This is a genomic window from Burkholderia sp. SIMBA_051 (assembly GCF_046534915.1).
Lineage (GTDB): Bacteria > Pseudomonadota > Gammaproteobacteria > Burkholderiales > Burkholderiaceae > Burkholderia > Burkholderia ambifaria.
In genome coordinates, this window is the sequence record NZ_JAWRXS010000003.1 from 588,418 (window position 1) to 614,111 (window position 25,694).

The window sequence follows — 25,694 nt, forward strand, 5'->3', positions numbered from 1 at the left end:
GTCAGGCTCCCGACGGCGTGGCAGGCGTGCCGTCGTGCGGCGGTTCGTGCGGGTCGCGTTCGTCGCGCTTCACGCGGAACCACGCGGCGTACAGCGCGGGCAGGTAGAACAGCGTCAGCACGGTCGCGCTCGTGATCCCGCCCATCAGCGCGGTCGCCATCGGCCCGAAGAAGTTCGAGCGCAACAGCGGGATCAGCGCGAGCACGGCGGCCGCGGCCGTCAGCGTGATCGGACGGAAGCGCCGCACGGTCGCGCCGACGATCGCGTCGAGGCGTCCGTGGCCGGCCGCGATGTCCTGCTCGATCTGGTCGACCAGAATCACCGAGTTGCGCATGATGATCCCGAACATCGCGATCACGCCGAGCATCGCGACGAAGCCGAACGGCTGGCCGAACAGCAGCAGCGTGCCGACCACGCCGATCAGCCCGAGCGGCGCGGTCAGCACGACCATCAGCACGCGCGAGAAGCTCTGCAGCTGGATCATCAGCAGCGTGAACACGGCGATCGCCATCAACGGCATCTGCGCGTTGATCGATGACTGCGCTTTCGCGCTTTCCTCGACCGACCCGCCGATGTTGATCTGGTAGCCGACCGGCAGTTGCGCGCGCAACGGATTCAGCTTGCCGTCGATCGCATGCGTGACGTCGATGCCCTGGGCGCCCGCGCGTACGTCGGACTGCACGGTGATCGTCGGCTGGCGGTCGCGCTCCCACACCACGCCGTATTCGAGTGCCGGCGTGAAGCGGCCGAGCGAGCCGAGCGGCACGGGGCCGTTCGGCGTCGGTAGCGCGAGGCCCGCGAGCTTCGCCGGGTCGACACGGTCCGCACGCGGTGCGCGCAGGTCGACCGCGATCAGCTTGTCGCGCTCGCGATACTGGGTGACGGTCGTGCCGGACAGCGTCATCGCGAGGAAGCTCGACACGTCCTGCGACGTGACGTTCAGCTCGCGCGCCTTCTTCTGGTCGAGCTCGAAGCGCACCGAGCGCTCGGCCGGCTCGTCCCAGTCGAACTGCACGTTCACCGTGCGCGCGTCGCCGCGCATCGTCGCCGCGACCTTCTCGGCGATCGAGCGCACCGTCGCGATGTCGTCGCCGCTCACGCGGAACTGCACGGGGTAGCCGACGGGCGGCCCGTTCTCGAGCCGCGACAGGCGCCAGCGCACGGCCGGGAACTGGTCGCGCAGCGTGGTTTCGAGCCAGGTGGCGAGCTTCTCGCGATCCTTGACCGATTTCGCGGTGACGACGAACTGCGCGAAGTTCGGCAACTGCAGCTGCTGGTCGAGCGGCAGGTAGAAGCGCGGCGCGCCGCTGCCGACGAAGTTCACCGAATGATCGATCTCGGGCCGCTTGTCGAGTATTTTCTCGAGGCGCTCGGTCTCGCGCAGCGTCGCCGCGAACGACGCGCCTTCGGGCAATCGCACGTCCACGAGCAGCTCGGGGCGATCCGAGCTCGGGAAGAACTGCTGCGGCACGAGCGAGAAGCCCATCAGCGCGACGACGAAGAGGGCGCCGGTGATCAGCAGCACGACGAAGCGCCGCTCGATGCACCAGTCGACCCAGCCGCGCAGCCGTTTGTAGAAACGCGTGTCGTAGATGTCGTGCTCGTGATCGTCCGGCAGGTGGGCTTCGTGCGCGTGCTTCTTGCGTTCGGGCAGCAGGTGATAGCCGAGCAGCGGGATCAGCACGACGGCCGCGAACCACGACGCGATCAGCGCGATCGCCGACACCTCGAAGATCGAGCGCGTGTACTCGCCGGTGCTCGACTTCGCGAGCGCGATCGGCAGGAAGCCCGACACCGTGACGAGCGTGCCCGTCAGCATCGGGAACGCGGTGCTGGTGTACGCGAACGCGGCGGCGCGCGCGCGGCTGTAGCCCTGCTCGAGCTTCACGGCCATCATCTCGACCGCGATGATCGCGTCGTCGACGAGCAGCCCGAGCGCGAGCACCAGCGTGCCGAGCGACACCTTGTGCAGCCCGATGTCGAACAGGTACATGAACAGGGCGGTCACGGCGAGCACGACCGGAATCGAGATCACGACGACCATCCCGGTGCGCAGGCCGAGCGACACGAGGCTCACGACCAGCACGATCGCGACGGCTTCGGCGACGGCTTCCAGGAAATCGTCGACCGAATGCGCGACCGCGTGCGGCATGCTCGACACCAGCGTCAGCTTGAGGCCCGCCGGCAGCTGCGCCTGCAGGTTCTTCGATTCGGCATCGAGCGCCTTGCCGAGCCGGATCACGTCGCCGCCCGGCTGCATCGTCACGCCGATGCCGAGCACGGCATGGCCGTTCGCCCGCATCTGCGTGACGACCGGATCGTCGTAGCCGCGCTTCACCGTCGCGAGATCGCCGAGCCGGAACGTGCGACCGTTGATCCGGATCAGCGTGTCGGCGATCGCCGCGACGTTGTCGAACTGGCCGCTCGGCCGCACGAACACGCGATCGTCGGCGGTCGTCAGCACGCCGGCCGACGAGATGTCGTTCTGCGCGTTGATGGCCTGGCCGAGCTGCTGCGGCGAGATGCCGAGGCGCGTGAGCTGCGTGTTGTCGGCCTCGATGAAGATCCGCTGGTCGGGGTCGCCGAAGTAGTCGACCTTGCCGACGCCCGGCACGCGCAACAGCACGGTGCGCAGCTGGTCCGCATAGTCGTGGAGCTGCGCGGGCGTGAAGCCGTCGCCTTCGAGCGTCCAGATGTTGGTGTAGACGTCGCCGAACTCGTCGTTGAAGAACGGGCCCTGCACGCCGGGCGGCAGCGTATAGCCGATGTCGCCGACCTTCTTGCGGATCTGGTACCAGGTCTCGGGCACGTCCTTCACGGGCGCCGCGTCCTTCATCGTGAAGAAGATCAGCGATTCGCCGGGCCGCGAATAGCTGCGCAGGAAATCGATGGCCGGCGTTTCCTGCAGCTTGCGGCCGATCCGGTCGGTCACCTGTTCCTGCACCTGCCGCGCGCTCGCGCCGGGCCAGAACGTGCGGATCACCATTACGCGGAACGTGAACGGCGGATCCTCGGATTGCGCGAGCCGTGTGTACGCGAGGATGCCCGCGAGCGTCGCGAGCGCGATCAGATAGACGACCAGCGCCTGGTGGCGCAGCGCCCATGCCGACAGGTTGAAGCGGCCTTCTTCGCGGGGGCCGCTCATGATGCGAAGTCCTGCGGGTGGAGCGGCGCGACCGGCCGCACCTTCTCGCCCGCGCTGACCGTATGCACGCCCTGCAGCACGACGCGTTCGCCAGGCTGCAGCCCGTGCGACACGGTGACGGTGCGTTCGTTGAAGCGTGCGACGTCGACGCGGCGCAACTCGAGCGTGTCGTCCTTGGTGCGCACGACCCACACGGCGGGATGCGGGCCGTCGTGGAACAGCGCGGTCGCGGGCAGCGTGATGCTCGGCGCGTTGCCGGCAACCGGTGCGCCGTCGAACGCGACGTTCGTGGTCATCCCGAGGCGGACAGCCGGATCGGGCGCGGCGAGCGTGAGCTTCACGCGATAGGTGCGGCTCTGCGGATCGGCGGCCGGCGCGATCTCACGCACCTTCGCGGCGAACTGGCGGCCCGGCAGCGACGGCAGCGTGACGCTCGCCGCATGACCGGGCGTGAGCGACGCGAGCGCGGCCTCGGGCACGTCGCTGACGACGTCGACGTCGCCCGACCACGCGAGCTGGTAGACGGCCTGGCCGGCCGACACGTTCTGGCCGGTGTCGGCCTGTTCCGCGGTGATGGTGCCCGCGTGATCGGCGACGAGCGTCGCATAGCGGAGCTGGTTCTTCGCGAGCGCGAGCTGCTGCTGCGCCTGGTCGCGCTGCGCGAGCGCCGACGTGTAGCTGTTCTGGGTCTGTTCGAGCTGCGCGGTCGCGATCAGGTTCTCGTGCGCTTGCGCGCGATCGCGGTCGAGCTGCTGCTTCGCGAACGCGAGGCTGTGCGTCGCGGCATCGAACTGCGCCTGCGCACTCGCGGCGTTCTTCTCGACGTCGGACGGATCGAGCAGCGCGACGACCTGGCCGGCCTTGACCGTATCGCCGAGCCGCACCTTGCGCTCGACGATCTTGCCGGCGATGCGGAACGACAGCGGCGTCGCATAACGGGGCTGGATCTCGCCGGGCAGCGTGGTCGCGACCGCGGCGCCGTCGGCGTGCGCGGGCAGCGCGACGACCGGGCGCGGCGCGGGCGGCGCGGCTTCCTTCGGATGACAGGCGGCAAGGACGAGCGCGGTGCCGACCAGCAGCACGGCGCGGGAACCGGAGCGATTCACGAAACCCCCAGATCAGATGAGAGCGGAACGAAGCCGGCAAGCGCGATGGGCGCTTGCCCCGAGTGGCGCCGGGTGGGCGCGCACGGACAGTGCCGAACGAAGTCGTTCGGAAACTGCGGCGAATTCTAATACACACCTGTATCTGAATGCAAAGATGAATCCGAATGGGGGTTGATGCTAGACTGCGCGCCATGAAACCACAGCGCTTAACTCGCGAGCAGAGCCGGGATCAGACGCGCGAACGTCTGCTGAAAGCCGCGCACCGGATTTTTCTGAAGAAAGGCTATGTCGCCGCGAGCGTCGAGGACATCGCGGCGGCCGCCGGCTATACGCGCGGCGCGTTCTACTCGAACTTCCGCAGCAAGTCGGACCTGCTGCTCGAGCTGCTCGAGCGCGACCACGATTCGGTGCGGGCCGATTTCGAGGCGATCTTCGAGGAAGGCGGGCCGCGCGAGCAGATGGAGTCGACGGCGCTCGCGTACTACAGCACGCTGTTTCGCGACGACGAGTATTCGCTGCTGTGGGGCGAGGCGAAGCTGCAGGCGGCGCGCGACGCGAAGTTTCGCGTGCGCTTCAACCAGTTCCTGCACGGCAAGCGGCTCCAGATGGCCGAGTTCATCCAGCGCTTCGCCGAGCGCGCCGGCACGCCGCTGCTGCTGCCGGCGGACACGCTCGCATTCGGGCTGATGTGCCTGTGCGACGGCGTGCAGTCGTATTACACGGCCGATCCGCAGCACGTGTCGGCCGACGCGGCCGAGGCGGTGCTGGCGGGGTTCTTCGCACGGGTCGTGCTGGGCCGCGAGCCGGGCTGAACGCTCGGGCGGGCGCCGCGCACCTAATGCGTCATCGCTCGCCGGTCATCCGCCGGTACGCGTCGAGCAGCGACGTCTTGTAGACGACCCCCGCGAGCGTCGGCTCGGCTTCGCTTTCGATCACCGGCAGCCGTTCGCCCTGGAACGCCATGAAGCGTTCGAGCGCGGTCGCGAGCGGCATGTCGGGCGTGAGCAGTGGAAACGGCGTGTGCGCGTAGTGCGCGGCCGTCTTGTCGGTCGTGTCGCGCTTGTCGAGCAGGTCGGACGTGATGTCCTTCAATGCGACCGCGCCGCGAAAGCGCCCGGCGTCGTCGGTCACGTACAGATACTTCACCGGATATTCGAGAAACACGCGCGTCATGTCGGCGACGCTTGCGGCGAGCGGCACGACCGTCTGCGCGGGCTGGATCAGTTCGCGCATCTGCGTGGTGCGCAGCCGCAGCCGTTCCTGCGCGTCCTGATGGTGGCGCAGCGTAATCTCGTACATCGACGTCGTGCCGGTCGCGCGCGCGACGAAATACGCGAACACGCACGACACCAGCAGCGGCAGCACGACCTGGTAGCTCAGCGTCATCTCGAAGATCATCAGGATTGCCATCAGCGGCGCCTGCGTGGCGCCGGCCATGAACGCGCCCATCCCGACCATCGCATACGCGAAATATGCGGACGTGTGGCCCGGCCACAGCGCGTTCATCGCGAGGCCGAACAGCGAGCCGAACACGGCGCCGACGAACAGCGTCGGCGTGAACACGCCGCCGACCGCGCCCGAGCCGGCGGTCGCGGCGGTCGCGATCACCTTGAACACCAGCACCGCGACGAGCGCCTGCCAGGTCCACGGCGAATGCAGGATCTGGTTCACGACGCTGTAGCCGTTGCCCCACACGTCCGGAATCCACACCGAGATCACGCCGACCACGAGGCCGCCGAGCGCGAGCCGCAGCGGAAGCGGCACGGGCAGCCGCTTGAACTGGTTCTTCGACGCATCGAGCAGATGCAGGAACTGCGGCGCGAGCACGCCGCACAGCGCGCCGAGCACGACGAACAGCAGCACCTCGGGGCCCGTCACGGCCGGGAACACCGGCATCTCGTACGGCGGCCGGTAGCCGGCGAATTCCCGCATCACGATGTTCGCGACGACGGATGAGACGACCATCGGCCCGAAGCTCTCCATCGCGATCGTGCCGAGCACGATTTCGGAGATGAAGAACGCGCCGGCGATCGGCGCGTTGTACGCGGACGTGATCCCGGCCGCCGCGCCGCATGCGACGAGCAGGCGCAGGCGCGGCGGATCGAAGTGCACGAAGCGGCCGACCAGCGACGCGGCCAGCGCCGCGAGCTGCACCATCGGGCCTTCGCGGCCGATCGAGCCGCCGCTGCCGATCGTCAGCAACGACGACACGCTGCGCCACAGGCTCTGGCGCACCGGCACGACGCCGTCGCCGAGCGCGACGGCTTCCATGTAGTCGGTCTTGGCGGCCTTGCTGTCGCCGCGCGTCGCGAGCAGCAGCACGCAGCCGGCCAGGAAGCCGCCCGCGGCCGGCATCCAGAAGCGCACGTACCACGGCAGGCTTCTCGCCATCTGCACGAAGCTGCCGCTGTGCCCGGAGATCAGGTGCTGCATCAGGTCGATGCCTTCGCGGAACGTCATGGTGGCGAAGGCGCCGCCGACGCCGACGACGGCCGACCAGATCAGCATCGTATGGGCGTCCGACAGGCGGAACAGCGTCTGTGCGCGAGTGCGCAGCTTCAGCAGGAACGAGAGCACGGCTGAAAGAGATTGATGAAGGGGACGAAGGAAAACGACGCGAAGCATAGCACTGCGCCGCGCCCGCGGGACCTTCCCGTCGGGCGCGGCGCGTGTCGCGGCGTGGATGTGCGGCTCAGCCAAGGCAGCGCTGCACGGCCCAGGTGATCCCGTAGCCGCCGGCGATCAGCCAGACGTAGAGGATCAGGCCGGTGGTGAGGGCGCGGGGGCCGGCTTCGCGGATCTGCGACACGCGGGTCTCGATGCCGAGCGCGGTCATCGCCATCGTCAGCGCGAAGGTGTCGAGCAGGTTCAGCGTATGCGTGACGTCGGCGGGCAGCACGTTCAGCGAATTGACGATCACGAAGCCGAGGAAGCCGAGCGCGAACCACGGCACGGCCACCTTGCGCTTGCCGTGCGCGCCGTCGGCGCTCGCGCTGCCCGAGCGGGCGGAGCGGGCGAGCCACCAGCCGAGCGCGAGCAGCACCGGCACCAGCAGCATCACGCGGGTCATCTTCACGATGGTCGCGACGTGCGTGACCTGCGGGCTGATGTCGCTCGCCGCGCCGACCACCTGCGCGACCTCGTGGATCGTGCCGCCGAAGAACAGGCCGAGGCCGGTCGGGTCGAGGCCGAGCAGGCCGGCGTGATACGCGAGCGGGTACAGGAACATCGACAGCGTGCCGAACAGCACCACGCTGCCCACGGCCATTGCGCTCTGGTGCGGCTTCGACTGCAGCGTCGACTCGAACGCGAGCACGGCGGCCGCGCCGCAGATCGCGCTGCCGGCGGCGGTCAGCAGCGCCGCGTCGCGATCGAGCTTCATCACCTTCATGCCGACCCAGGTGCCGATCACGAGCGTGCTGACGACCACCAGCACCGAGACCGTCAGGCCCGGCAGGCCGACCTGCGCGATTTCCTGCAGGCTCACGCGCAAGCCGAAGAACGCGACCGCGATGCGCAGCAGCTTGCGCGCGGAAAAGTTGACGCCGGCCGCCCAGCTCGCGGGCATGCCGTCGCGCAGCGCGTTGCCGTACAGCGCGCCGGCGACGATCCCGACGATCAGCGGCGACAGGCCGAGCCCGGCGATCGCCGGGAGTTCCGACAGGCTCGTGACGGCGGCGGCGAACAGCGCGACGAACAGCACGCCGTTCAACTGGCCGCGCATCGACGGCGCGGCGTGGCTGAGATGGGGAGCAGGAGCAGTGGACATGAAGGGCACCGTGGCGAAGCAGGTTGCGATGGCTTAATCCTAATTTGGATATATCGATATGAAAAATTGTGATTTGTGACGTAAACTATCCGGAAATCCGATAATTCACTCCCATGACCCCGGATCAACTGATAACGTTCGCGGCCGTTGCCGAACATCTGAACATCAGCCGTGCTGCGGTGGCGTTGCATCTGTCGCAGCCGGCCGTATCGGGCCAGCTACGCCTGCTGCAGGACGAGTTCGGCGAGCTGCTGTACCAGCGCGACGGGCGCGGCATCCGCCTGACGCCGGTCGGCGAACAGCTCGCGGAATACGCGAAGGCGCAGCGCGACACGTTCGCGCAGGCGCGCGCGTTTCGCGACGCGGTGCGCGGGCTCGACGCCGGCACGCTGCGGATCGGCGCGAGCACGACGCCGGCCAGCTACCTGCTGCCGTACCTGATCGCGGCGTTCCAGCCGCGCGTGCCGCAGGTGACGATCCAGACGATGAGCGGCAATACGGCCGACGTGGTCGCCGCGCTGGCGTCGCTCGACATCGCGATGATCGAAGGGCCGCCCGGCGAGGCGCTGCCGCCCGGCACCGCCGTGCATGCGTGGCACGAGGACGAGATCGTCGCGGTCGTGCCGGCCGGGCATCCGCTCGCCGCGCCGGAGTACGAAGCCGGCGTCACGCTCGACGCACTCGCCGCGCATCCGCTCGTGCTGCGCGAGGAGGGCTCCGGCGTGCGGCAGCTCGTCGAACGCGTGTTCGCGCACGGCGGCGCGCCGATGCGCGTCGCGTTCGAGATCGCCGGCGTCGAGGCCGTGAAGGAGGCCGTGCGCGCGGGGATGGGCGTCGGGTTCGTGTCCGCGATGTCGCTGCGTCACGAAGAGGCGGCGCTCGTGCCGCGTTCGCTGGCCCCCGCGCCGCTCACGCGCCATTTCTCGATTCTGGTGCCGCACGGCGCCGCGCCGTCGCGCGTGGCCGCCCGGTTCCTCGAGATGAGCCTCACGCACGACGCCCGATAAGCGGCGGAACCCTTGCCGGCAACGCCGGACGCCGCTGCGCGGCGCACCGGATTCGCGCGGCCGCCAGCCTTAGGGATTTCCTCTATGGTGCGCACCGGCAGCGAAGCGCACCATCCGTCTCAAGCAAATGGAACCGGTTCCATTCCGGTAAAAAAAGGGCAGAAATGGCAGACATCGTGATCGTGGCGAGCGCATTCGGGATGGACCGCGTGCGTCAGGAGGGCCACCGGGCGTTTCTCGCGACCGCGGCGGCATCGGGCGCGACCGGCTTCGAGGTGCGCCGCGAGCTGTTCACATCCGACGACGACGCGACGCCCGCCGCGCTGGCCGCGCTCGGCACGGCACTCTCCGCACACGGGCTGTGGTCGGTCTATTCGACGCCGGCCACGTTGTACACGGAAGCCGGCGCGCTCGACGCCGACGCGCTGCGCGACACGCTCGAGCAAGCCGATGCGCTCGGCGCGCGCTTCGTCAAGTTCCAGCTCGGCGGCTTTGCCGGCGACGCGCATGCGGCGGAAATCGTCGCGCTGTCGCGCGGTGCGCGTGCCCGCGTGGTGGTCGAGAACGGCCAGTTGCTGATCGGCGGTGCGCTTGCGCAGTTCCGCGGGCTGTTCGATGCGCTCACCGAGGCCGGCACGCCGGATGCACTCGGCATGACGTTCGACATCGGCAACTGGCAGTGGCCGGGCGAAGCGCCGCTCGCGTGCGCGCACGCGCTCGCGCCGCATGTGGAATACATTCATTGCAAGGCTGTCGTGGGCGACGGCGCGCGCCGCTTCGCGGTGGCGCCCGCGCCGGGCGATCCGCTCGTCACGGGCGTGCTCGCGGCGCTGCCGCAAGCGGTGCCGCGCGGCATCGAGTTCCCGTTCGATGCGGCCGACCTGGCGGGCGACGCCGGGCGGCGCGTCGCGTGGCTCGCCGCCGCGTGACGCCGGAAGGATACGGAGGAATGCACTCATGAAAGCAGCACTCGATGTCGTGACCTACGGCGAAGCGATGGCGATGTTCGTCGCCGCCGAGCCGTGCCACCTCGCGCACGCCGCGCAATTCACGAAGCGGATCGCGGGCGCGGACCTGAACGTCGCGATCGGCCTGTCGCGGCTCGGCTTCCGGGTCGGCTGGATGAGCCGGGTCGGCCGCGATTCGTTCGGCACCTACGTGCTCGACACGCTCGCGCGCGAAGGCATCGACGCGTCGTGCGTGACCGTCGATCCGCGCTATCCGACCGGCTTCCAGCTGAAGTCGCGCAACGACGACGGCAGCGACCCGACCGTCGAATATTTCCGCAAGGGCTCGGCCGCGAGCCACCTGTCGTGCGACGACTACGTCGCCGATTACGTGCTCGGCGCACGGCACCTGCACCTGACGGGCGTCGCGCCGGCGATCTCCGCGACGTCGTGCGAGCTCGCGTTCCAGCTGGCGCGCGAGATGCGCGCGGCCGGCAAGACGATCTCGTTCGACCCGAACCTGCGCCCGACCCTGTGGCCGTCCACCGACGTGATGGCGAAGACGCTGAACGCGCTCGCGACGCTCGCGGACTGGGTGCTGCCGGGGCTCGCCGAAGGGCGGCAGCTCACCGGGCACGACACGCCGGCCGACATCGCGGGCTTCTATCTGGCACGCGGCGCGCGCGGCGTGGTGATCAAGCTGGGCCCCGAAGGCGCGTATTTCCGCACGGCCGACGGCCGCGCGGGCACGGTGGCGGGCGAGCGTGTCGCGAAGGTGGTCGACACGGTCGGCGCCGGCGACGGCTTCGCGGTCGGCGTGGTCAGCGCGCTGCTGGAAGGGCGCTCCGTCGAGCAGGCTGTCGCGCGCGGCAACCGCATCGGGGCGCTCGCGATCCAGGTGATCGGCGATTCGGAAGGCCTGCCGACCCGCGCGGCACTCGATCAGCTCGAAAACGTCAGCAATCGCGCCGATCGCTTAGAGGAAACCGTCACCGCGCAATGAGAGGCCGGACACGGCACAATCCGCGGACCCATTTCGTGCTTCACGCACGGTTTTGCATGAGGCCGGACGAGGCGACCAGACGCCGAGGCCGGTCGATTCCCGACAGGACGGGAGCGGAGCCAGGCGACTCGCCACTCCAACCTATCTAGGAGACATTCTGATGGCAGCCAATCTCGCAGTCCGACGCTGGTGGACGATCATGCCGATCGTCTTCATCACCTACAGCCTTGCCTACCTCGATCGCGCGAACTACGGGTTCGCGGCGGCGGCCGGCATCAACCAGGACCTCGGGATCAGCAAGGGTCTGTCGTCGCTGATCGGTGCGCTGTTCTTCCTCGGCTACTTCTTCTTCCAGATTCCGGGCGCGATCTATGCGGAGCGCCGCAGCGTCAAGAAGCTCGTGTTCGTCAGCCTCGTGCTGTGGGGGGCGTGCGCGGCGCTCACGGGCGTGGTCGCCGACATCCCGTCGCTGATGGTGATCCGCTTCGTGCTCGGCGTGGTCGAGGCGGCCGTGATGCCGGCGATGCTGATCTACATCAGCAACTGGTTCACGAAGAGCGAGCGCTCGCGCGCGAACACGTTCCTGATCCTCGGCAATCCCGTCACCGTGCTGTGGATGTCGATCGTGTCGGGCTATCTGGTGCACGAATTCGGCTGGCGCCACATGTTCATCGCCGAAGGCGTGCCGGCCGTGATCTGGGCCGTGTGCTGGTGGTTCCTCGTGCAGGACAAGCCGGCCGATTCGCCGTGGCTCACCGCACAGGAAAAGCGCGACCTCGACGCCGCGCTCGCGGCCGAGCAGGCGGCGATCAAGCCGGTGCGCAATTACGGCGAGGCGTTCCGTTCGCCGGCCGTGATCAAGCTGTGCGCGCAGTATTTTTGCTGGAGCATCGGCGTGTACGGCTTCGTGCTGTGGCTGCCGTCGATCGTGAAGAACGGCTCCGAGCTCGGGATGGTCGCGACCGGCTGGCTGTCGGCGCTGCCGTACCTCGCGGCGACGATCGCGATGCTGGTGGCGTCGTGGGCGTCCGACAAGGTCGGCTCGCGCCGCGGCTTCGTATGGCCGTTCCTGCTGATCGGGGCGGCCGCGTTCGCCGCGTCGTATGCGCTCGGCTCGTCGCATTTCTGGATCTCGTATGCGCTGTTGGTCGTCGCGGGCGCCGCGATGTACGCGCCGTACGGCCCGTTCTTCGCGATCGTCCCGGAACTGCTGCCGAAGAACGTCGCCGGCGGCGCGATGGCGCTGATCAACAGCATGGGCGCGCTCGGCTCGTTCGTCGGCTCGTATTTCGTCGGCTACCTGAACGGTGCGACCGGGTCGCCCGTCGCATCGTATGCGTTCATGAGCGCCGCGCTCGTCGCCGCAGTGATCCTCACGCTGTCCGTCAAACCCCAGGCGCGCGATGCGCACTCGCTCGCGACGCCGCTGCAAGGAAAATGAAAACGATGAAGCCTCGTATCGTCGCGTACAAGCCGTTGCCCGATGATGTTCTCGCGTACCTGCGCGAGCATGCGGACGTCGTGCAGGCCAACGGCCCCGCCGCGCTCGCCGACGCGTTGGGCGACGCGCACGGCGCGATCGGCGCGAGCCTGAAGGTCACGCCGCAGATGCTCGATCGCGCGCCGAAGCTGAAGGCCTGGTCGACGATTTCGGTCGGCTACGACAACTTCGACGTCGCGGATCTCACGCGGCGCGGGATCGTGCTCGCGCATACGCCCGACGTGCTGACCGAATCGACCGCCGACACCGTGTTCTCGCTGATCCTGGCGTCCGCGCGGCGCGTGGTCGAACTGGCGGAGTGGGTGAAGGCCGGCAATTGGCATCGCAGCATCGGCCCCGATCTGTACGGCACCGACGTGCAGGGCAAGACGCTCGGCATCGTCGGGCTCGGGCGGATCGGCGGCGCCGTCGCGCGCCGCGCGGCGCTCGGTTTCCGGATGCAGGTGCTGTACACGAACCGTTCCGCGCACGCCGAAGCCGAGACGCAGTACGGCGCGCGCCGCGTGACGCTCGACGCGCTGCTCGCGCAGTCGGATTTCGTGTGCCTGCAGGTGCCGCTGTCGCCCGAAACGCATCATCTGATCGGCGCGGCCGAATTCACGAAGATGAAGCGCGGCGCGATCCTGATCAACGCGTCGCGCGGGCCGGTGGTCGACGAGGCCGCGCTGATCGACGCGCTGCGCGCCGGCACGATCCGCGGCGCGGGGCTCGACGTGTTCGAGAAGGAGCCGTTGCCGGCCGATTCGCCGCTGCTGCGGATGAACAACGTGGTCGCGCTGCCGCATATCGGCTCGGCGACGCACGAGACGCGCCATGCGATGGCGCGCTGCGCCGCGGAAAACCTGGTCGGCGCGCTGGCCGGCACGCTGCGCACGAATCTCGTCAATCCCGACGCGCTCGCGCGCGCTTGACCGGCGCGGGCCGCCTGGCGGGGCCGCAGGCGCGGTTAGAGTCGATGGTCTTGGTGCGGGAGGGCAGGCTGCGTTATGATCGCCCGCTCGTTGCATCGATGACCCGGCCACGCGGCCGGCAGCGTTCGACGACGGGCATCCGTGCCAGGTCCGGCGCGGCCGATCGCCGTGCGTGCCAGGCGACCGGGGCGGGCGCAAGTGCGCCGGCTTCGGGCGAGCGCGCGGCACGGGATCGGCGGCGTCGGCCCGGTGGCTTTCGTATCCAACAACAAAGGTCCGTCCGCACACGAAGCGGCGCGGATCGTACGTCGCGAGGCACGACTTGAGCGATTCGCAACCTTCCACGCAGCGTCCCGCGACGATCAGCGACGTCGCACGCGAAGCCGGCACGGGCAAGACCAGCGTTTCGCGCTATCTGAACGGCGAGACGCACGTGCTGTCCGCCGATCTGCGCCAGCGGATCGAGACGGCGATCGCGCGCCTGAACTACCGGCCGAACCAGATGGCGCGCGGCCTGAAGCGCGGCCGCAACCGGCTGCTCGGCATGCTCGCGGCCGACCTGACCAACCCGTACACCATCGAAGTGCTGCAGGGCGTCGAGGCCGCGTGCCACGCGCTCGGCTACATGCCGCTCATCTGTCACGCGGCGAACGAAGTCGAGATGGAGCGGCGCTTCCTGCAGCTGCTCACGACCTACCGGGTCGAAGGGCTGATCGTCAACGCGCTGGGCGCCGAGGAAGACGTGCTGCGCCCGCTGCGCGGCGCCGGCATCCCGGCGGTGCTCGTCGACCGGACGGTCGAGGGCTTCGAGGCCGACCTGATCGGGCTCGACAACACCGATGCGATCGAAACGGCGCTCGCGCACCTGGTCGCGCGCGGCTTCGATGCGATCCATTTCGTCGTGCAGCCATTCGAGCGCGTCAGCTCGCGGCGCCTGCGCGAGGCCGCGTTCCGCGCGGCGCTCGGCGCACGCGGGCTGCCGGTGCCGCCGACGGTCGTGCTCGACCTGAACGAGCCTGCGGCGGCCGCCGCGGCGCTGGCTGACCTGGACGCGCGCCTCGACGACGCGACCCGGCGCGGCGTGCGGGCGGCACTGTTCGCCGCGAACGCGCCGGTCGCGCTCGCGATCGCGCGCCATCTGCGCGCGCGTTTCGGCGCCGCGTGGCAGGAAAAGGCCGCGCTGCTGTCGATCGACGATCCGGAATGGGCCGAACTGATCGGCATCACGACGATCCGCCAGCCGACCTACGAGATCGGCTACAAGGCCGTCGAATTCGTGCACGAACGCATCGACGGCGCGGCCGGCGACGTGCGCGTCGCGATGCTGCCCGGCGAGCTGATTGCGCGCGCGTCGACCGCAAGCTGAGTATCATTCGGGGCACGCAGCGCGCCAGGTGCGCTGCCCCGAACAAGGAAATTCATGACTGTCGCTCCCGTCACGCTGGCGGTGCTGATCGCCGCCACGCTGATCATCGCGCTACTGCCGTTCGTTCTCTTCCGTATCCTGCGCAAGCCGCTTGCGCTCGACCGCCGCGACACGATCGTCGGCGTCGCCGTCTTCACGCTGTTCGCGATGATCGTCGAACGCGCGTTCCACGGCTTCGTGCTGAGCCAGACGCCCGCCGGCGGCTGGCTCACGCAGCCGCTCGCGTTCGTCGCGTACAGCGCGCTCGCCACCGCCGTGTTCGAGGAAGTCGGCCGCTATCTCGGGATGCGGATCCTGAACCGCCGCTACGGCGCGTCGGTTGGCGACGGGCGCGGCATCGGCTACGGGATCGGCCATGCCGGCGCCGAAGCCTGGTTCGTCGGCGTGCTCGTATGGGGCCAGTGGTCGTATCTCGCATGGCTCGCGAGCCGCGGGCAGCTCGAGACGCAGCTCGCGGATCTCCCCGGCGACACCGTCGTGCGGCTGCACGTGATGCTGGCGACGCTGTCGGCACAGTCGATCCTGCTGTTGCTGCTCGAGCGCTGCGCGGCGTTCGTGGTGCAGCTCGCGCTGTCGGTGCTGGTGTGGCGCGGCGTGCGCGCCGGCCGCGCGGGCGTGCTGCCGCTCGCGATCGTGCTGCATGCGCTGGCGGTCGCGCCCGCGCTGCTGTATCAGGTGCGCGTGTTGCCGGCCGGATCGCTCGAGGCGGTATATGTCGTGCTGGCCGCGATCCTGGTCGCCGTGCTGGTGAAGGCAGGCCGGTCGCCGCGTGCGTCGGCCTGACGGGAGGACGGAATGGACGACTATCTGATCGAGTGCCAGAGCAGCGAATTCGATGCGCTCGCGCGCGTGATCTGCGATCTCTTTCCGGAGCAGACGCGCTTTGCCGAAAGCAGCGACGAGCGCGGGCGGTTCCTGTCCGTGCACTGGCTGGCGATGCGTTTCGGCTCGGCGCCGAAACGGATGACGCTCGACATCCGCATCGTGCCGCCCGCGCTCGCGCGCTATCTGGCGCTCAAGCCGATGCAGCGCGCCCGCAGCCATGCGGTGCTGCATGCGTACACGGAAGCGATGCTGGGCTCGCTGGAAGAGCGCCACGCGGCCGGCGAGGCCGTCGAGCGTGACGCGGAACTCGAACTCGACGAAGACTTCGCGTGAACGTGAGCGCGCGCCGGCGCGATGCCGGCGGAGCGCCGCTGTGGCAACGCAGGCATGACGCCAACGTTCAGGCCGCGACGCGCGACGACAGCACGCGATTCCTCGCGCGCCTGCGGTGGGTCACGCGTCGCGGTAGACCTGCGCGAAACGCTGCGCCTGCACGACGCCGTAGTCGCCGGGCGCATACTGCATCACCCAGTCGCCAGCGACGCCGCGCAGCGTGTCGCCGTTTTCCGAGCGGGCGATCGTGAACGGCTCGTCCATGCGGCGGGCGAGCACGACGGCCGGCCGATTGCGGTACGCGCCCGGCGTGCCGTGCGCGAGCGCCGGGTCGGCGGGCAGGTACTTCGCGTCGAAGCGTGCGCGCGACACGACCCAGCGGTCGCCGGTCGAGCCGGTGATCAGTGCGTCGCCCGCGACATAGCGGTTCGGGCCTTCGAGGCTCATCAGTTCGCCATCGGCAGCCGCGAACGCGACCGTGACGGTTTCGTCCTTGACGACGCGACGGGCCTGCGGGTCGGTACGCAGATCGATGTGCTTGAGTTCGAGCATGGCGGGGGGGAAGTGCGGGAAAAGCCGGGAGCTTATCCCGAATTCGGCGCGCCGTGTGACGCGCCGAATTCCCGCGGGATGCGCGACGCCGTTCGCCCGTCTGGGCAACGCGGCGCCGGCGAGGCGGACCTCAGGGTTGCGCGGGCGCGCTGGCGGCCGGCGCGGCGGCTGCCTTGCCTTCCTTTTTGCCCTTGCCCGAACCGCGGTGTTCGCCGCCATGGTGCAGCCAGCTGCGGAACGTCGTGTCGGCCAGCGCCTTCTGTTCGGCCGGGAAGCTCTGGTAGAGCGGCGCGAATGCGTCGGCGAGCTTCTTCGCGCCGTCCGCGTTCGCCTGCGCGAGTTCCGCGTACTGCTTCATGTCGTCGACGGCGGACACGTTGTGGTTTTCCATCCGTGCGCGATACAGGTGGCCCATCGTTTCACCGTTCTCGCGCATCGTGTCGGCGAACGTCTTCCATTGCGACTCCTGCGCCGACGTGATCTTCAGCTGATCGTGCAGGTACTTGATGCGCTGCTCGATGCGCGCTTCATGGCGTGCCGCGCGCTGTTCGGCGCTCGGCGCGGACGCGGCCCCTGCCGTCGTTGAGGCGGGCGTTTGCGGTTGCGGCGGCGTTTGTGCGAATGCGCCTGCTGCAACGGCGAGCATCGCGAGGGTGAGCGAGATTTTCTTCATGGTTGGCTCTCCGGGGTGGTGTCGTGCGAGCGGGCGCCGCGGCCTGTGCCGCGAGCACGCATCTCGCGTCGCCTGCTATTAGTAGCACGTTGCGTGTCACGCGGCGGTGAAAGCGACACTTGCTTACATCCGAAACGAATCGAAATTGAAGGGTCACGCACATAGCGGATGGGCGGCGGACGATGGCGTGCGATGGCGTTCGGTTGTGCGTGTGTCGGCACGCCGGGCGTCGCGCGCGAGCGAGGAGCGCGGTTCGAACGCATGAACCTGCGATGGCGTGCGACGCCGTTTGGGCGCACCGGCGTTCGGCGCTATCATCGCGTCACGTTCCATTTCGCCGGCGCGCTGCCGCCGGCCCAGCCTCATGCGTCCACCTCGCCTCGACCAACTCGACGATCTCGACCGGCAACTCGTTGCGCTGCTGCAAGCCGATGCGCGCGCAAGCGTCGCCGATCTCGCGCGACAGCTCGACGTCGCCCGCACGACGGTCGTCGCGCGCATCGCGCGGCTCGAGCGCACGAACGTGATCGCCGGGTACAGCGTGCGGCTCGGGCAGGACGTGCTCGATGCGAGCATTTATGCGTATGTCGGCATCATCCTCACGCCGAAGTTCGGCAAGGACGTATTGCGCAAGCTCGACCGGATGCCCGAAGTGCAGCTGCTGTGCGCGGTGAGCGGCGAATACGACTATGTCGCGTGGCTGCGCGCCGATTCGCCGGAGCGGCTCAACGACCTGCTCGATCAGATCGGCACGCTCGAGGGCGTCGAGCGCACGACGACGTCGATCATTCTGTCGCGCAAGATCGATCGCGGCACGATCGGCGGGTGATGCGCCGCATGCGGCGTCGGGCTTGACGCCGCAGCGCGATTCGTCGCGCAGGTTGTTGCTGCTTTACCTTCCGTTGAACCCTCGCCGTTTGCGTTCGCCGCAGGGCGGGGCGTTCTCGCGCATCGTCGCGCAGGCTGTTACTCCTTTACCTTTCCTTGACCCCCGGCCGTCGGCGTTCGCCGAAGGGCGGGGAGTTGCCTTGTGCATCGTCACGTGAGCGTCGTCGGGTCGAATGCCGGCCTGCATGCGCGTAACGATTTCTTCGCCGGGCGCGTGTCCTCCTTTGCTTGTTCTTCCTGTCCGTCCACACGCCTCGATGGCGACCCGTTTGCGGCGCGCCGTATACGCGATTTTTAGGCGTTTTGGTCGTTATGACGAAATGCATCGTCATTTAGTCGAATTTATCGGTCGTTTCGCATCATTCTTCGTCTTGGAACTGATTTTGCGCGTCCCTAAACTGTGTTCATGGCTCGACGCCGTACACCAACACCAAACCCATCATCAGGAGATAAGCGCATGAAAATCGCCATCGTCGGCGCAGGTCTGATCGGCCACACCATTGCTCACATGCTGCGTGAAACGGGCGACTACGAAGTCGTCGCGTTCGACCGAGATGCGGATGCGCTCGCCAAGCTGTCGCGTGAAGGGATCGCGACGCAACGCGTCGATTCGGCCGACGCCAATGCGATCCGTGAGGCCGTGAAGGGCTTCGATGCGCTCGTCAACGCGCTGCCGTACTACCTCGCGGTCAACGTCGCCGCGGCGGCCAAGGCGGCCGGCGTCCATTACTTCGACCTGACCGAGGACGTCCGCGCCACCCACGCGATCCGCGAACTCGCCGACGGTTCGGATCGTGCGTTCATGCCGCAGTGCGGCCTGGCACCGGGCTTCATCGGCATCGCCGCGCACGAGCTCGTGAACGGCTTCAGCGAAGTGCGCGACGTGAAGATGCGCGTCGGCGCGCTGCCCGAGTATCCGACCAACGCGCTGAAGTACAACCTGACGTGGAGCGTCGACGGACTGATCAACGAATACTGTCAGCCGTGCGAAGCGATCCGCGACGGCCGCAAGCAGTGGGTGCAGCCGCTCGAAGGCCTCGAGCACTTCTCGCTCGACGGCACCGAATACGAGGCGTTCAACACGTCGGGCGGCCTGGGCACGCTGTGCGAGACGCTGTCGGGCAAGGTCGAGACGCTTGATTACAAGTCGGTGCGCTATCCGGGCCACCGCGAACTCGTGCAGTTCCTGCTCGAGGACCTGCGCCTGTCGAGCGACCGCGACACGCTGAAATCGATCATGCGCCGCGCGGTGCCGTCGACCAAGCAGGACGTCGTGCTCGTGTTCGTCACGGTGACGGGCGTGAAGGACGGCCAGCTCGTGCAGGACGTGTTCACGCGCAAGATCTTCGCGAAGGACGTGTGCGGGATGCACATGAGCGCGATCCAGATCACGACGGCCGGCGCGATGTGCGCGGTGCTGGATCTGTTCCGCGAAAAGAAGCTGCCGCAGAGCGGCTTCATTCCTCAGGAGAAAGTGTCGCTGAAGGCGTTCCTGTCGAACCGCTTCGGCAAGCTGTACGAAGGCGGCACGATGGAGCGCGTGCACGAAGTCGCCTGACGGATCTCCGGCACGAGGGCCGTGCAACGCCGGGAGCGCAAACAGCGCTTCCGGCGTTTTTTTTGAGGCTGGTCGAAGCAGGCAGGAGCAGGGCGGTGCGTGTGCGGCTCAGGCGGGCAGCGGCGGGACCATCGTTGCCTGCGGCGCCGGCGGCACGATGCGGTACAGCAGCGCATCGATGTCCGCGTCGGACGGCGCGGTGTTGTCGAACATCACGATGCCGTCGCATTCGTGGCCGGTCGGCACGAAGCGGCGTTGCCGGTATTCGTCCCAGTGCGCGAGCTTGTACGCGTCGTTCGGGTTGCCGCGCGCGACGATCCGCTGGTGCGCGACGTCTTCCGCCGTATGCACCCAGACGACCGTCAGCGCGATCTCCGGCCCGATGCCGAGCCACGCGCGGTCGAGGATGCGCCGGTCACGCACTTCGCGCGACAGCGGGCCGACCACGAGCGCGCCGATGCCGAGCGCGAGATTCTCGCGGGCCGTGTCGAGCAGGCCCTGATATTCGGGATCGCGCAGATGCTTCAGGTAGAGCGGGCTGTCGCGATCGTTCGGATCGGAGGTGAGGGCGCCCATCGCGGCCGAGCTGTAGCGGCCGTAGAGCGTGTCCTTGTCGAGCAGGCAGAAGGCTTCGCCGGTCGCGCGCATCAGCGGCCCGATCAGCCGCTTCGCGAGCGTGGTCTTGCCGGTGCCGGCATGACCGCAGAAGAACACCAGGTGCGTCACGAATACCGGCTCCCCGCGCCCGCGCGCGCCGCGTCGGTGCGCTTGTCGTCGCGCGGGAACACTTCCGCCTCGAGCCACATCACGTTGATGATGCCGAAGCCGAGCGCCACGCCGATGCCGAGGATCCACGAGAAATACCACATGGGTCTGTCTCCTTGATGGTTGGGCCGCGCGGCCGTGCCGTGCGTTTGCCGAAGCGGTGCCGCGCGTGTGCCGCGGCGCAGGCAGCCTGATCATGACCAATATCGGCGCGCCGCGCAAGCCGGGCCGCCCGCGCGTCAAACCGGTAAACTAATGCGCAAACCGCAACATTACAGACACCATGCTGATCAATTGTGCTGCATACCAGGACGGCCGCAAGCTGGCCGACATCGATATCGATGCCATCAGCGACTACGTGTCGAAGCCCGAGTGTTTCGTGTGGGTCGCCCTGAAGGATCCGACACCGGAAGAGATCGACCTGATGGGCGAGGAGTTCGCGCTGCACGAACTCGCGCTCGAGGATGCCCGCAAGGGGCATCAGCGCCCGAAAATCGAGGAGTACGGCGACTCGCTGTTCGCGGTGCTGCATACGGTCGAGCTCGAGGAAGACGGCGAATTCAATGTCGGCGAGCTGAACGTGTTCGTCGGCCCGAACTACGTGCTGTCGATCCGCAACCATACCGAGCAGGACTTCCGCGCGGTGCGCAAGCGCTGCGAGCGCGAGCCGCATCTGCTGCAGGAAGGCTCGGCGTTCGTGTTCTATGCGTTGATGGACCAGGTCGTCGACCGCTATTTCCCGATCCTCGAGACGCTCGGCAACGAGCTCGAGGAACTCGAGGATCGCATCTTCGCGAAGGCCACGCTCGCGTCGTCGCGGGCGATCATCGAGGATCTCTATTCGCTGAAACGCCGGCTCGTGATGCTGCACCAGCACACCGCGCCGCTGATGGAGCCGCTCGCGAAGCTCACCGGCGGCCGCATTCCGCAGCTCTGCAGCGGCATGGAGCATTACTTCCGCGACGTGTACGACCACCTGCAGCGGATCGTGAAGACGATCGAAGGGCGCCGCGAGATGGTCGTGACCGCGGTCCAGGTCAATCTCGGGATGATCTCGCTCGCCGAGAACGAGGTGACCAAGCGGCTCGGCTCGTTCGCCGCGCTGTTCGCGATCCCGACGATGATCGCCGGCATCTACGGGATGAACTTCGCGAACATGCCCGAACTACACCTCAAGTACGGTTTCTACGGCTGCATCGCGGTGATGGTCGCGGCCGATCTCGCGCTGTGGTGGCGCTTCAAGCGGGCGGGGTGGCTGTAGCCGCGACGCCTAGTGCGGTGCGTGCTTGCCGACCACGACGCGCCACGGCCGCACGCGCCACGACTTGACGAGGCCGTTCTGCACGTACGGATCGGCGCGCGCGAACGATTCGGCGGCTTCGGGCGAATCGCCTTCGAACACGAGCACGGCCTGATCGGACGGATCCTGCAACGCGCCGGCGAGCACGAGCTCGCCGCGTTCGGTTGCCGCCTTCGCAAGCGCGAGGTGCTCGGCGCGGTATTGCTCGCGCCGGGACAGGTAATCGTCGACGAGTTCGTAGATCAGCTGGTAATGCATGGTCGCTCCCGGAATCGGCCGCCGCGGGATGGCGGGCGCTTGGGCTCAGTATAGGGCGCGATTCGGGCTTTGTCGGGACGGCTGGCGACGGCTTGCCGCTCGTGGCTGGCTGACCTTGGCGGCTGCCGGGGATGATTTCGATATCTCGTTACCTGTCCTTTTAATGCAACTAACGGTCTAACGCGACTCCGCCGTCGCATGATTTTGCGTTATCGCACCGGACGGCTGATCGCAGGTTTGGTCTTCAGGCAAGGTGGGTTGGGGAAGCATATGGGACGCGCATTCCGGCCCGGGATTTCACATGCCGGCGAGGGCGGTCGCGTTAGCGGAAAAGGGGCCGAAGCCGGTGTGGGCCGTCCGGACGGGGTGCCGCGGGAGGGCGTTTCCATTGGCCGCAATGCGACCTATGCTGAACAAATCCGGAGCGAACTCCGTTCGCCCGATTCGCCCAGACGAGGTGTGCCATGCCTGTATCAGCCACCCTGCAGGATTGCCTGCGCCAGAAGTCATCGCGGTACGAAGTCGTGTACCACCCGTATAGCCATACCAGCATGGAGACGGCCGCCGCCGCGCATATCCCGGGCGATCGCCTCGCGAAAACCGTGCTGCTCGAGGACGACGAAGGCTACGTCGCCGCCGTGTTGCCGACATCGCACGCGGTGCGATTGTCGGATCTCTGGGTCAAGACCGGCCGCCATCTCGTGCTCGCCAGGGAAATGGAACTGCGCGAACTGTTCAAGGATTGCGACCTGGGCGCGTTGCCGCCGGTGTGCATGGCGTACGGGATGAAGACGTTCCTCGAGGAACAGCTCGCGCAGCAGCCGGAAGTGTATTTCGAGGCCGGCGACCACGAAGCGCTGATCCATATGACGCAGGACGAATTCCTGTCGCTGATGGAGACGGCCGAGCGCGCGCATTTCTCGCACAAGATGCAGGGGATGTGGGTTTCCTGATTGCGTTGGTGCGGGAGGTTTGTTGAATGAGAACGGCGTCTGATGGGCGCCGTTGGGGCGTTGCGGGCTGTCGATCCAGCTATGTTTCCGGCTCAATTTCGTATTTGACATAATCATAATTATCAAAGTTGAATTGCGGTTCAATGATGGGACCCTAAAATTGTTTGTAAGGCCCATGTCGCACCATGTCCAACCCGGATGAAAATCCGGGATTTTTCGCGCCGTGTAAAGCGACCGGCCGCCGGGTGTCCGGCGCCGGACGCTGCGATCGCTGCAACGGATCGAACGCCGGATTGTTGATTCCGCGCCGATACCGACCGCCGAAGGTTTGTGATGTTCCCAGCCGAATTCGAATACCCGCTGCCCATCCTTCCGCGACCCGCTTAAATCGCAACTTCCGGCGGTGCCTGGCGGAACAGGCGCGTAATCCAGCACAGATACACCAGCCCGAGCACGAACCACGCGACGCCGAGCACGAGTGCAGCCTTCTCGAGGCTCACGAGCAGCCAGATATCGGATACCGCGCCGATCGCAGGAAACACGAGTCCGCCGATCACGCCAATCCGGCGTTCGCCTGACTGCCCCCGCAGGTACAAGCGAATCACGCACAGATTGACCGCTGTAAAGGCAAGAAACGCGCCGAAGTTGATGAACGACGTGGACGTGGCGACATCCAGCTTCAGCGCGATCAACCCGACGCTGCCGGCCAGCACGATGTTGATCGCGGGCGTCTTGAAACGCGGATGGATGAAACCGAAGATCCGCTTCGGCAGGATCTCGTCGCGGCCCATCGCATAGAGCAATCGGCCGACACTCGCTTGCGCGGAGATGCCCGACGCGAACTGAGCGAGGATCAGGCCGGCGAGGAACACGGTGACGAACAGATCGCCCCCGATCATCTTCGCCACTTCGAACGCGGCCGAATCCGTATCCTCGAAGTCCACCCCCGGGTGCGCGAGCTGCATCGTGTACGCCGCGATCACGAAGATCGCTCCACCGATCAGTGCAATCAGCAGGATCGCGCGCGGCATGTTCTTTTTCGGATCGATCGTCTCTTCAGTCAGCGTCGAGACCGCGTCGAAGCCGAGGTATGAATAGGCGGCAATCGCGGCGCCTGCCATCGTCGCGCCGAACGGCACGTGCGGCTTGAAGAGCGGCTGCGCCATGGCAATACCGCCCGCGCCTGCCGCAGCCGACGCATAGTGCACGCACAGCACGACGAACATCGCGACGACCGCCAGTTGCACGACCATCAGCACGATGTTGAACCGCGCGGCCAGATCGATGCCGACGATGTTCAGGCCGCTCGTCAACACGATGAACGCCACGATCCAGATCCAGGTCGGCACGTGCGGAAATGCCGCGTTCAGATACGCCGCGCCGATCAGCCAGATCACCATCGGCAGAAAGAAGTAATCGAGCAGCGTTGCCCAGCCGATCATGAAACCCAGATGCGGGTTGAACGTCTTGCGCGTGTACGTATAAGCCGAGCCTGCGGCCGGATGGAGCCGCGCGAGCTTGCCGTAGCTGAGCGCGGTGAAGGCGATGGCGACCAGCGCGAGCAGATAGGCAAGCGCGGCCGTGTCGTCGCTGGCCTTGGCCAGCACGCCGTAAGTACCGTAGACGATCAGCGGTGCCATGTAGGCGAGCCCGAACAGCAGCACGGACGGCAGGCCGAGTGTGCGCTTCAGGCGTGCTGGTTCATGGGGTGATGATGACGCTTGCATGTTGTCTCCTGGGCCTCGGCGGCCGATACGAATGGCTGTATGCCGTCGGGCCGGCATTTCAATGGGACGGGCGAGCACGTGCAGGGCATTGCGCCGTGCCCCATGCGTCGAATGGACCGTGGATTCCGGCTATTCGGTGCGAGGACGGCGCGGTTCGATCATGACCGCGCGGTTCCCGCCCGCCCGTTCGACGGGCGACAGACCGAGCGCCACACGGGCATCGTGCAGATAGTTGTAGTGCTCGCGACTCGCTTCGAGACGCGTCGGATCGACGCTCGCATGCACGACCGCCTCGTCCCGGCCCAGTTCGATCACCGTGTCGCCAAAGGGATCGACGAGCGTGGAAAGGCCGGCGAACGTCAGGTTGTCGTCGCCGGAACCGCAGCGGTTCACCATGACCGCGAACATCTGGTTTTCCATCGCGCGCGCGGCGATCGCACGGCGATGCACCGGACCGAACGGGTCCATGTTGCCGTTCGTGACGATCAGCAGATCGGCATCGAGCGCCCCGACGGCGCGTGCCGTCTCGGGGAATTCGATGTCGTAGCAGATCAGCAGGCCGACCGTCAGACCGTTCCAGCGGCAGGTCTCGAATCGGTCGCCCGGCGTGAAGACGCCGACATCCGACGCCCAAAGATGCGTCTTGCGATAGCGCAGCACGATATCGCCCTGCTCGTCGACGAGCACCGTGGTGTTGTAGAACTGGCCGCCGTCGCGCTCGGCAAGGCCCACGGCCACGGCAACGCCCTTTCGCCGAGCCGCGTCGCGTACCGCGGACAATGCCGGGCCATCGAGCGGCTGCGCGACGTCGGCGACCGTGTCCCGCGTCGGAAAGCCGGACAGCGTCGTTTCGGGGAACACGATCAGCCGGGTACCGCCTGCGCTGTCGACGTGTTCGATCGTATCGATCACCTTGCGCGTGTTGTGCGCGACGTCGCCGTCGACGAGCATCAGTTGCGCGAGTTCCACCTGCATGAAGTCATCTCCTTCCAATCGCCTTTCAGTTGCACGTCTCATCCCACTCGCGCCGAGCAAAGCGCTGCATGG

24 protein-coding genes are annotated in these 25,694 nt (G+C 67.5%); 13 read left to right on the forward strand and 11 right to left on the reverse strand.

Features of this window, described 5'->3' with window-relative positions:
- Position 1 precedes the first annotated feature (1 nt).
- Positions 2–3,145, reverse strand: a complete 3,144-nt coding sequence (locus SB771_RS10190; RefSeq protein ID WP_175660842.1) for an efflux RND transporter permease subunit — start codon at positions 3,143–3,145, stop codon at positions 2–4.
- On the reverse strand, positions 3,142–4,251 hold the full coding sequence (locus tag SB771_RS10195; RefSeq protein ID WP_175660841.1) for an efflux RND transporter periplasmic adaptor subunit: 1,110 nt from the start codon (positions 4,249–4,251) through the stop codon (positions 3,142–3,144). Before SB771_RS10195 ends, SB771_RS10190 begins: the two co-directional genes overlap by 4 nt.
- Positions 4,252–4,442: 191 nt before the next feature.
- Here SB771_RS10195 and SB771_RS10200 point away from each other — a divergent pair, with 191 nt between their 5' ends.
- Positions 4,443–5,063, forward strand: a complete 621-nt coding sequence (locus SB771_RS10200; protein WP_011656941.1) for a TetR/AcrR family transcriptional regulator — start codon at positions 4,443–4,445, stop codon at positions 5,061–5,063.
- A 31-nt stretch (positions 5,064–5,094) separates the two neighbouring features.
- On the opposite strand, the gene SB771_RS10205 is transcribed toward SB771_RS10200, so the two are convergent.
- On the reverse strand, positions 5,095–6,828 hold the full coding sequence (locus tag SB771_RS10205; RefSeq protein WP_208446597.1) for a ClcB-like voltage-gated chloride channel protein: 1,734 nt from the start codon (positions 6,826–6,828) through the stop codon (positions 5,095–5,097).
- 115 nt (positions 6,829–6,943) lie between these two features.
- Complete coding sequence (locus tag SB771_RS10210) at positions 6,944–8,020, reverse strand: YeiH family protein (RefSeq protein ID WP_175660839.1); 1,077 nt, start codon at positions 8,018–8,020, stop codon at positions 6,944–6,946.
- Between the two features lie 113 nt (positions 8,021–8,133).
- Between SB771_RS10210 and SB771_RS10215 the strand changes: the two genes are divergently transcribed.
- From SB771_RS10215 to SB771_RS10250, 8 genes are all read left to right on the forward strand, one after another.
- Positions 8,134–9,027 carry a LysR family transcriptional regulator gene (locus SB771_RS10215; protein ID WP_175660838.1) on the forward strand — a complete coding sequence of 298 codons (894 nt, stop codon included), beginning with the start codon at positions 8,134–8,136 and terminating at the stop codon, positions 9,025–9,027.
- A 164-nt stretch (positions 9,028–9,191) separates the two neighbouring features.
- A complete protein-coding gene (locus SB771_RS10220; protein WP_175660837.1) occupies positions 9,192–9,956 on the forward strand; it encodes a TIM barrel protein in 765 nt (254 codons plus the stop codon).
- Between the two features lie 28 nt (positions 9,957–9,984).
- The gene (locus SB771_RS10225) at positions 9,985–10,977 is read left to right on the forward strand and encodes a sugar kinase (RefSeq protein WP_175655689.1); all 993 of its coding nucleotides are present in this window, start codon (positions 9,985–9,987) and stop codon (positions 10,975–10,977) included.
- Between the two features lie 160 nt (positions 10,978–11,137).
- Entirely contained in the window at positions 11,138–12,418 is a 1,281-nt protein-coding gene (locus tag SB771_RS10230) for an MFS transporter (protein ID WP_006754795.1), read from the forward strand.
- A gap of 5 nt (positions 12,419–12,423) precedes the next feature.
- Complete coding sequence (locus tag SB771_RS10235) at positions 12,424–13,389, forward strand: NAD(P)-dependent oxidoreductase (protein ID WP_175660836.1); 966 nt, start codon at positions 12,424–12,426, stop codon at positions 13,387–13,389.
- A gap of 322 nt (positions 13,390–13,711) precedes the next feature.
- Positions 13,712–14,755: a LacI family DNA-binding transcriptional regulator gene (locus tag SB771_RS10240; protein ID WP_011656933.1), complete on the forward strand. Its 1,044-nt coding sequence runs from the start codon at positions 13,712–13,714 to the stop codon at positions 14,753–14,755.
- A gap of 54 nt (positions 14,756–14,809) precedes the next feature.
- A complete protein-coding gene (locus tag SB771_RS10245; RefSeq protein ID WP_175660835.1) occupies positions 14,810–15,598 on the forward strand; it encodes a YhfC family intramembrane metalloprotease in 789 nt (262 codons plus the stop codon).
- A gap of 12 nt (positions 15,599–15,610) precedes the next feature.
- On the forward strand, positions 15,611–15,973 hold the full coding sequence (locus tag SB771_RS10250; RefSeq protein WP_175660834.1) for a DUF3022 domain-containing protein: 363 nt from the start codon (positions 15,611–15,613) through the stop codon (positions 15,971–15,973).
- 120 nt (positions 15,974–16,093) lie between these two features.
- Here the strand turns inward: SB771_RS10250 and SB771_RS10255 are convergent, their stop codons facing one another.
- Together SB771_RS10255 and SB771_RS10260 are read right to left on the reverse strand one after the other, a co-directional pair.
- Positions 16,094–16,525, reverse strand: coding sequence for a PGDYG domain-containing protein (locus tag SB771_RS10255; RefSeq protein WP_175660833.1), 432 nt, complete (start codon positions 16,523–16,525; stop codon positions 16,094–16,096).
- A gap of 130 nt (positions 16,526–16,655) precedes the next feature.
- Positions 16,656–17,198: a Spy/CpxP family protein refolding chaperone gene (locus SB771_RS10260; protein WP_175660832.1), complete on the reverse strand. Its 543-nt coding sequence runs from the start codon at positions 17,196–17,198 to the stop codon at positions 16,656–16,658.
- A gap of 364 nt (positions 17,199–17,562) precedes the next feature.
- Between SB771_RS10260 and SB771_RS10265 the strand changes: the two genes are divergently transcribed.
- Positions 17,563–18,027, forward strand: a complete 465-nt coding sequence (locus tag SB771_RS10265; RefSeq protein WP_006481526.1) for an Lrp/AsnC family transcriptional regulator — start codon at positions 17,563–17,565, stop codon at positions 18,025–18,027.
- Between the two features lie 516 nt (positions 18,028–18,543).
- Positions 18,544–19,644 carry a saccharopine dehydrogenase family protein gene (locus SB771_RS10270; protein ID WP_006755042.1) on the forward strand — a complete coding sequence of 367 codons (1,101 nt, stop codon included), beginning with the start codon at positions 18,544–18,546 and terminating at the stop codon, positions 19,642–19,644.
- Between the two features lie 108 nt (positions 19,645–19,752).
- Here SB771_RS10270 and SB771_RS10275 read toward each other — a convergent pair whose 3' ends face one another.
- Entirely contained in the window at positions 19,753–20,370 is a 618-nt protein-coding gene (locus SB771_RS10275; protein ID WP_041491177.1) for an AAA family ATPase, read from the reverse strand.
- On the reverse strand, positions 20,367–20,513 hold the full coding sequence (gene cydX / locus SB771_RS10280; RefSeq protein ID WP_175660831.1) for a cytochrome bd-I oxidase subunit CydX: 147 nt from the start codon (positions 20,511–20,513) through the stop codon (positions 20,367–20,369). Before cydX ends, SB771_RS10275 begins: the two co-directional genes overlap by 4 nt.
- Positions 20,514–20,692: 179 nt before the next feature.
- Between cydX and corA the strand changes: the two genes are divergently transcribed.
- Complete coding sequence (gene corA / locus SB771_RS10285) at positions 20,693–21,670, forward strand: magnesium/cobalt transporter CorA (protein ID WP_165751445.1); 978 nt, start codon at positions 20,693–20,695, stop codon at positions 21,668–21,670.
- A gap of 9 nt (positions 21,671–21,679) precedes the next feature.
- Here the strand turns inward: corA and SB771_RS10290 are convergent, their stop codons facing one another.
- On the reverse strand, positions 21,680–21,967 hold the full coding sequence (locus SB771_RS10290) for a YciI-like protein (protein ID WP_011656925.1): 288 nt from the start codon (positions 21,965–21,967) through the stop codon (positions 21,680–21,682).
- A gap of 464 nt (positions 21,968–22,431) precedes the next feature.
- Between SB771_RS10290 and SB771_RS10295 the strand changes: the two genes are divergently transcribed.
- Complete coding sequence (locus tag SB771_RS10295) at positions 22,432–22,920, forward strand: aminoacyl-tRNA deacylase (protein WP_006755037.1); 489 nt, start codon at positions 22,432–22,434, stop codon at positions 22,918–22,920.
- A gap of 383 nt (positions 22,921–23,303) precedes the next feature.
- Here SB771_RS10295 and SB771_RS10300 read toward each other — a convergent pair whose 3' ends face one another.
- Both SB771_RS10300 and SB771_RS10305 read right to left on the reverse strand, forming a co-directional pair.
- Positions 23,304–24,647 (reverse strand): APC family permease, encoded by a 1,344-nt coding sequence (locus SB771_RS10300; protein WP_175660830.1) that lies wholly within the window; start codon positions 24,645–24,647, stop codon positions 23,304–23,306.
- A gap of 129 nt (positions 24,648–24,776) precedes the next feature.
- A complete protein-coding gene (locus SB771_RS10305; RefSeq protein WP_175660893.1) occupies positions 24,777–25,622 on the reverse strand; it encodes a carbon-nitrogen hydrolase family protein in 846 nt (281 codons plus the stop codon).
- Positions 25,623–25,694 lie beyond the last annotated feature (72 nt).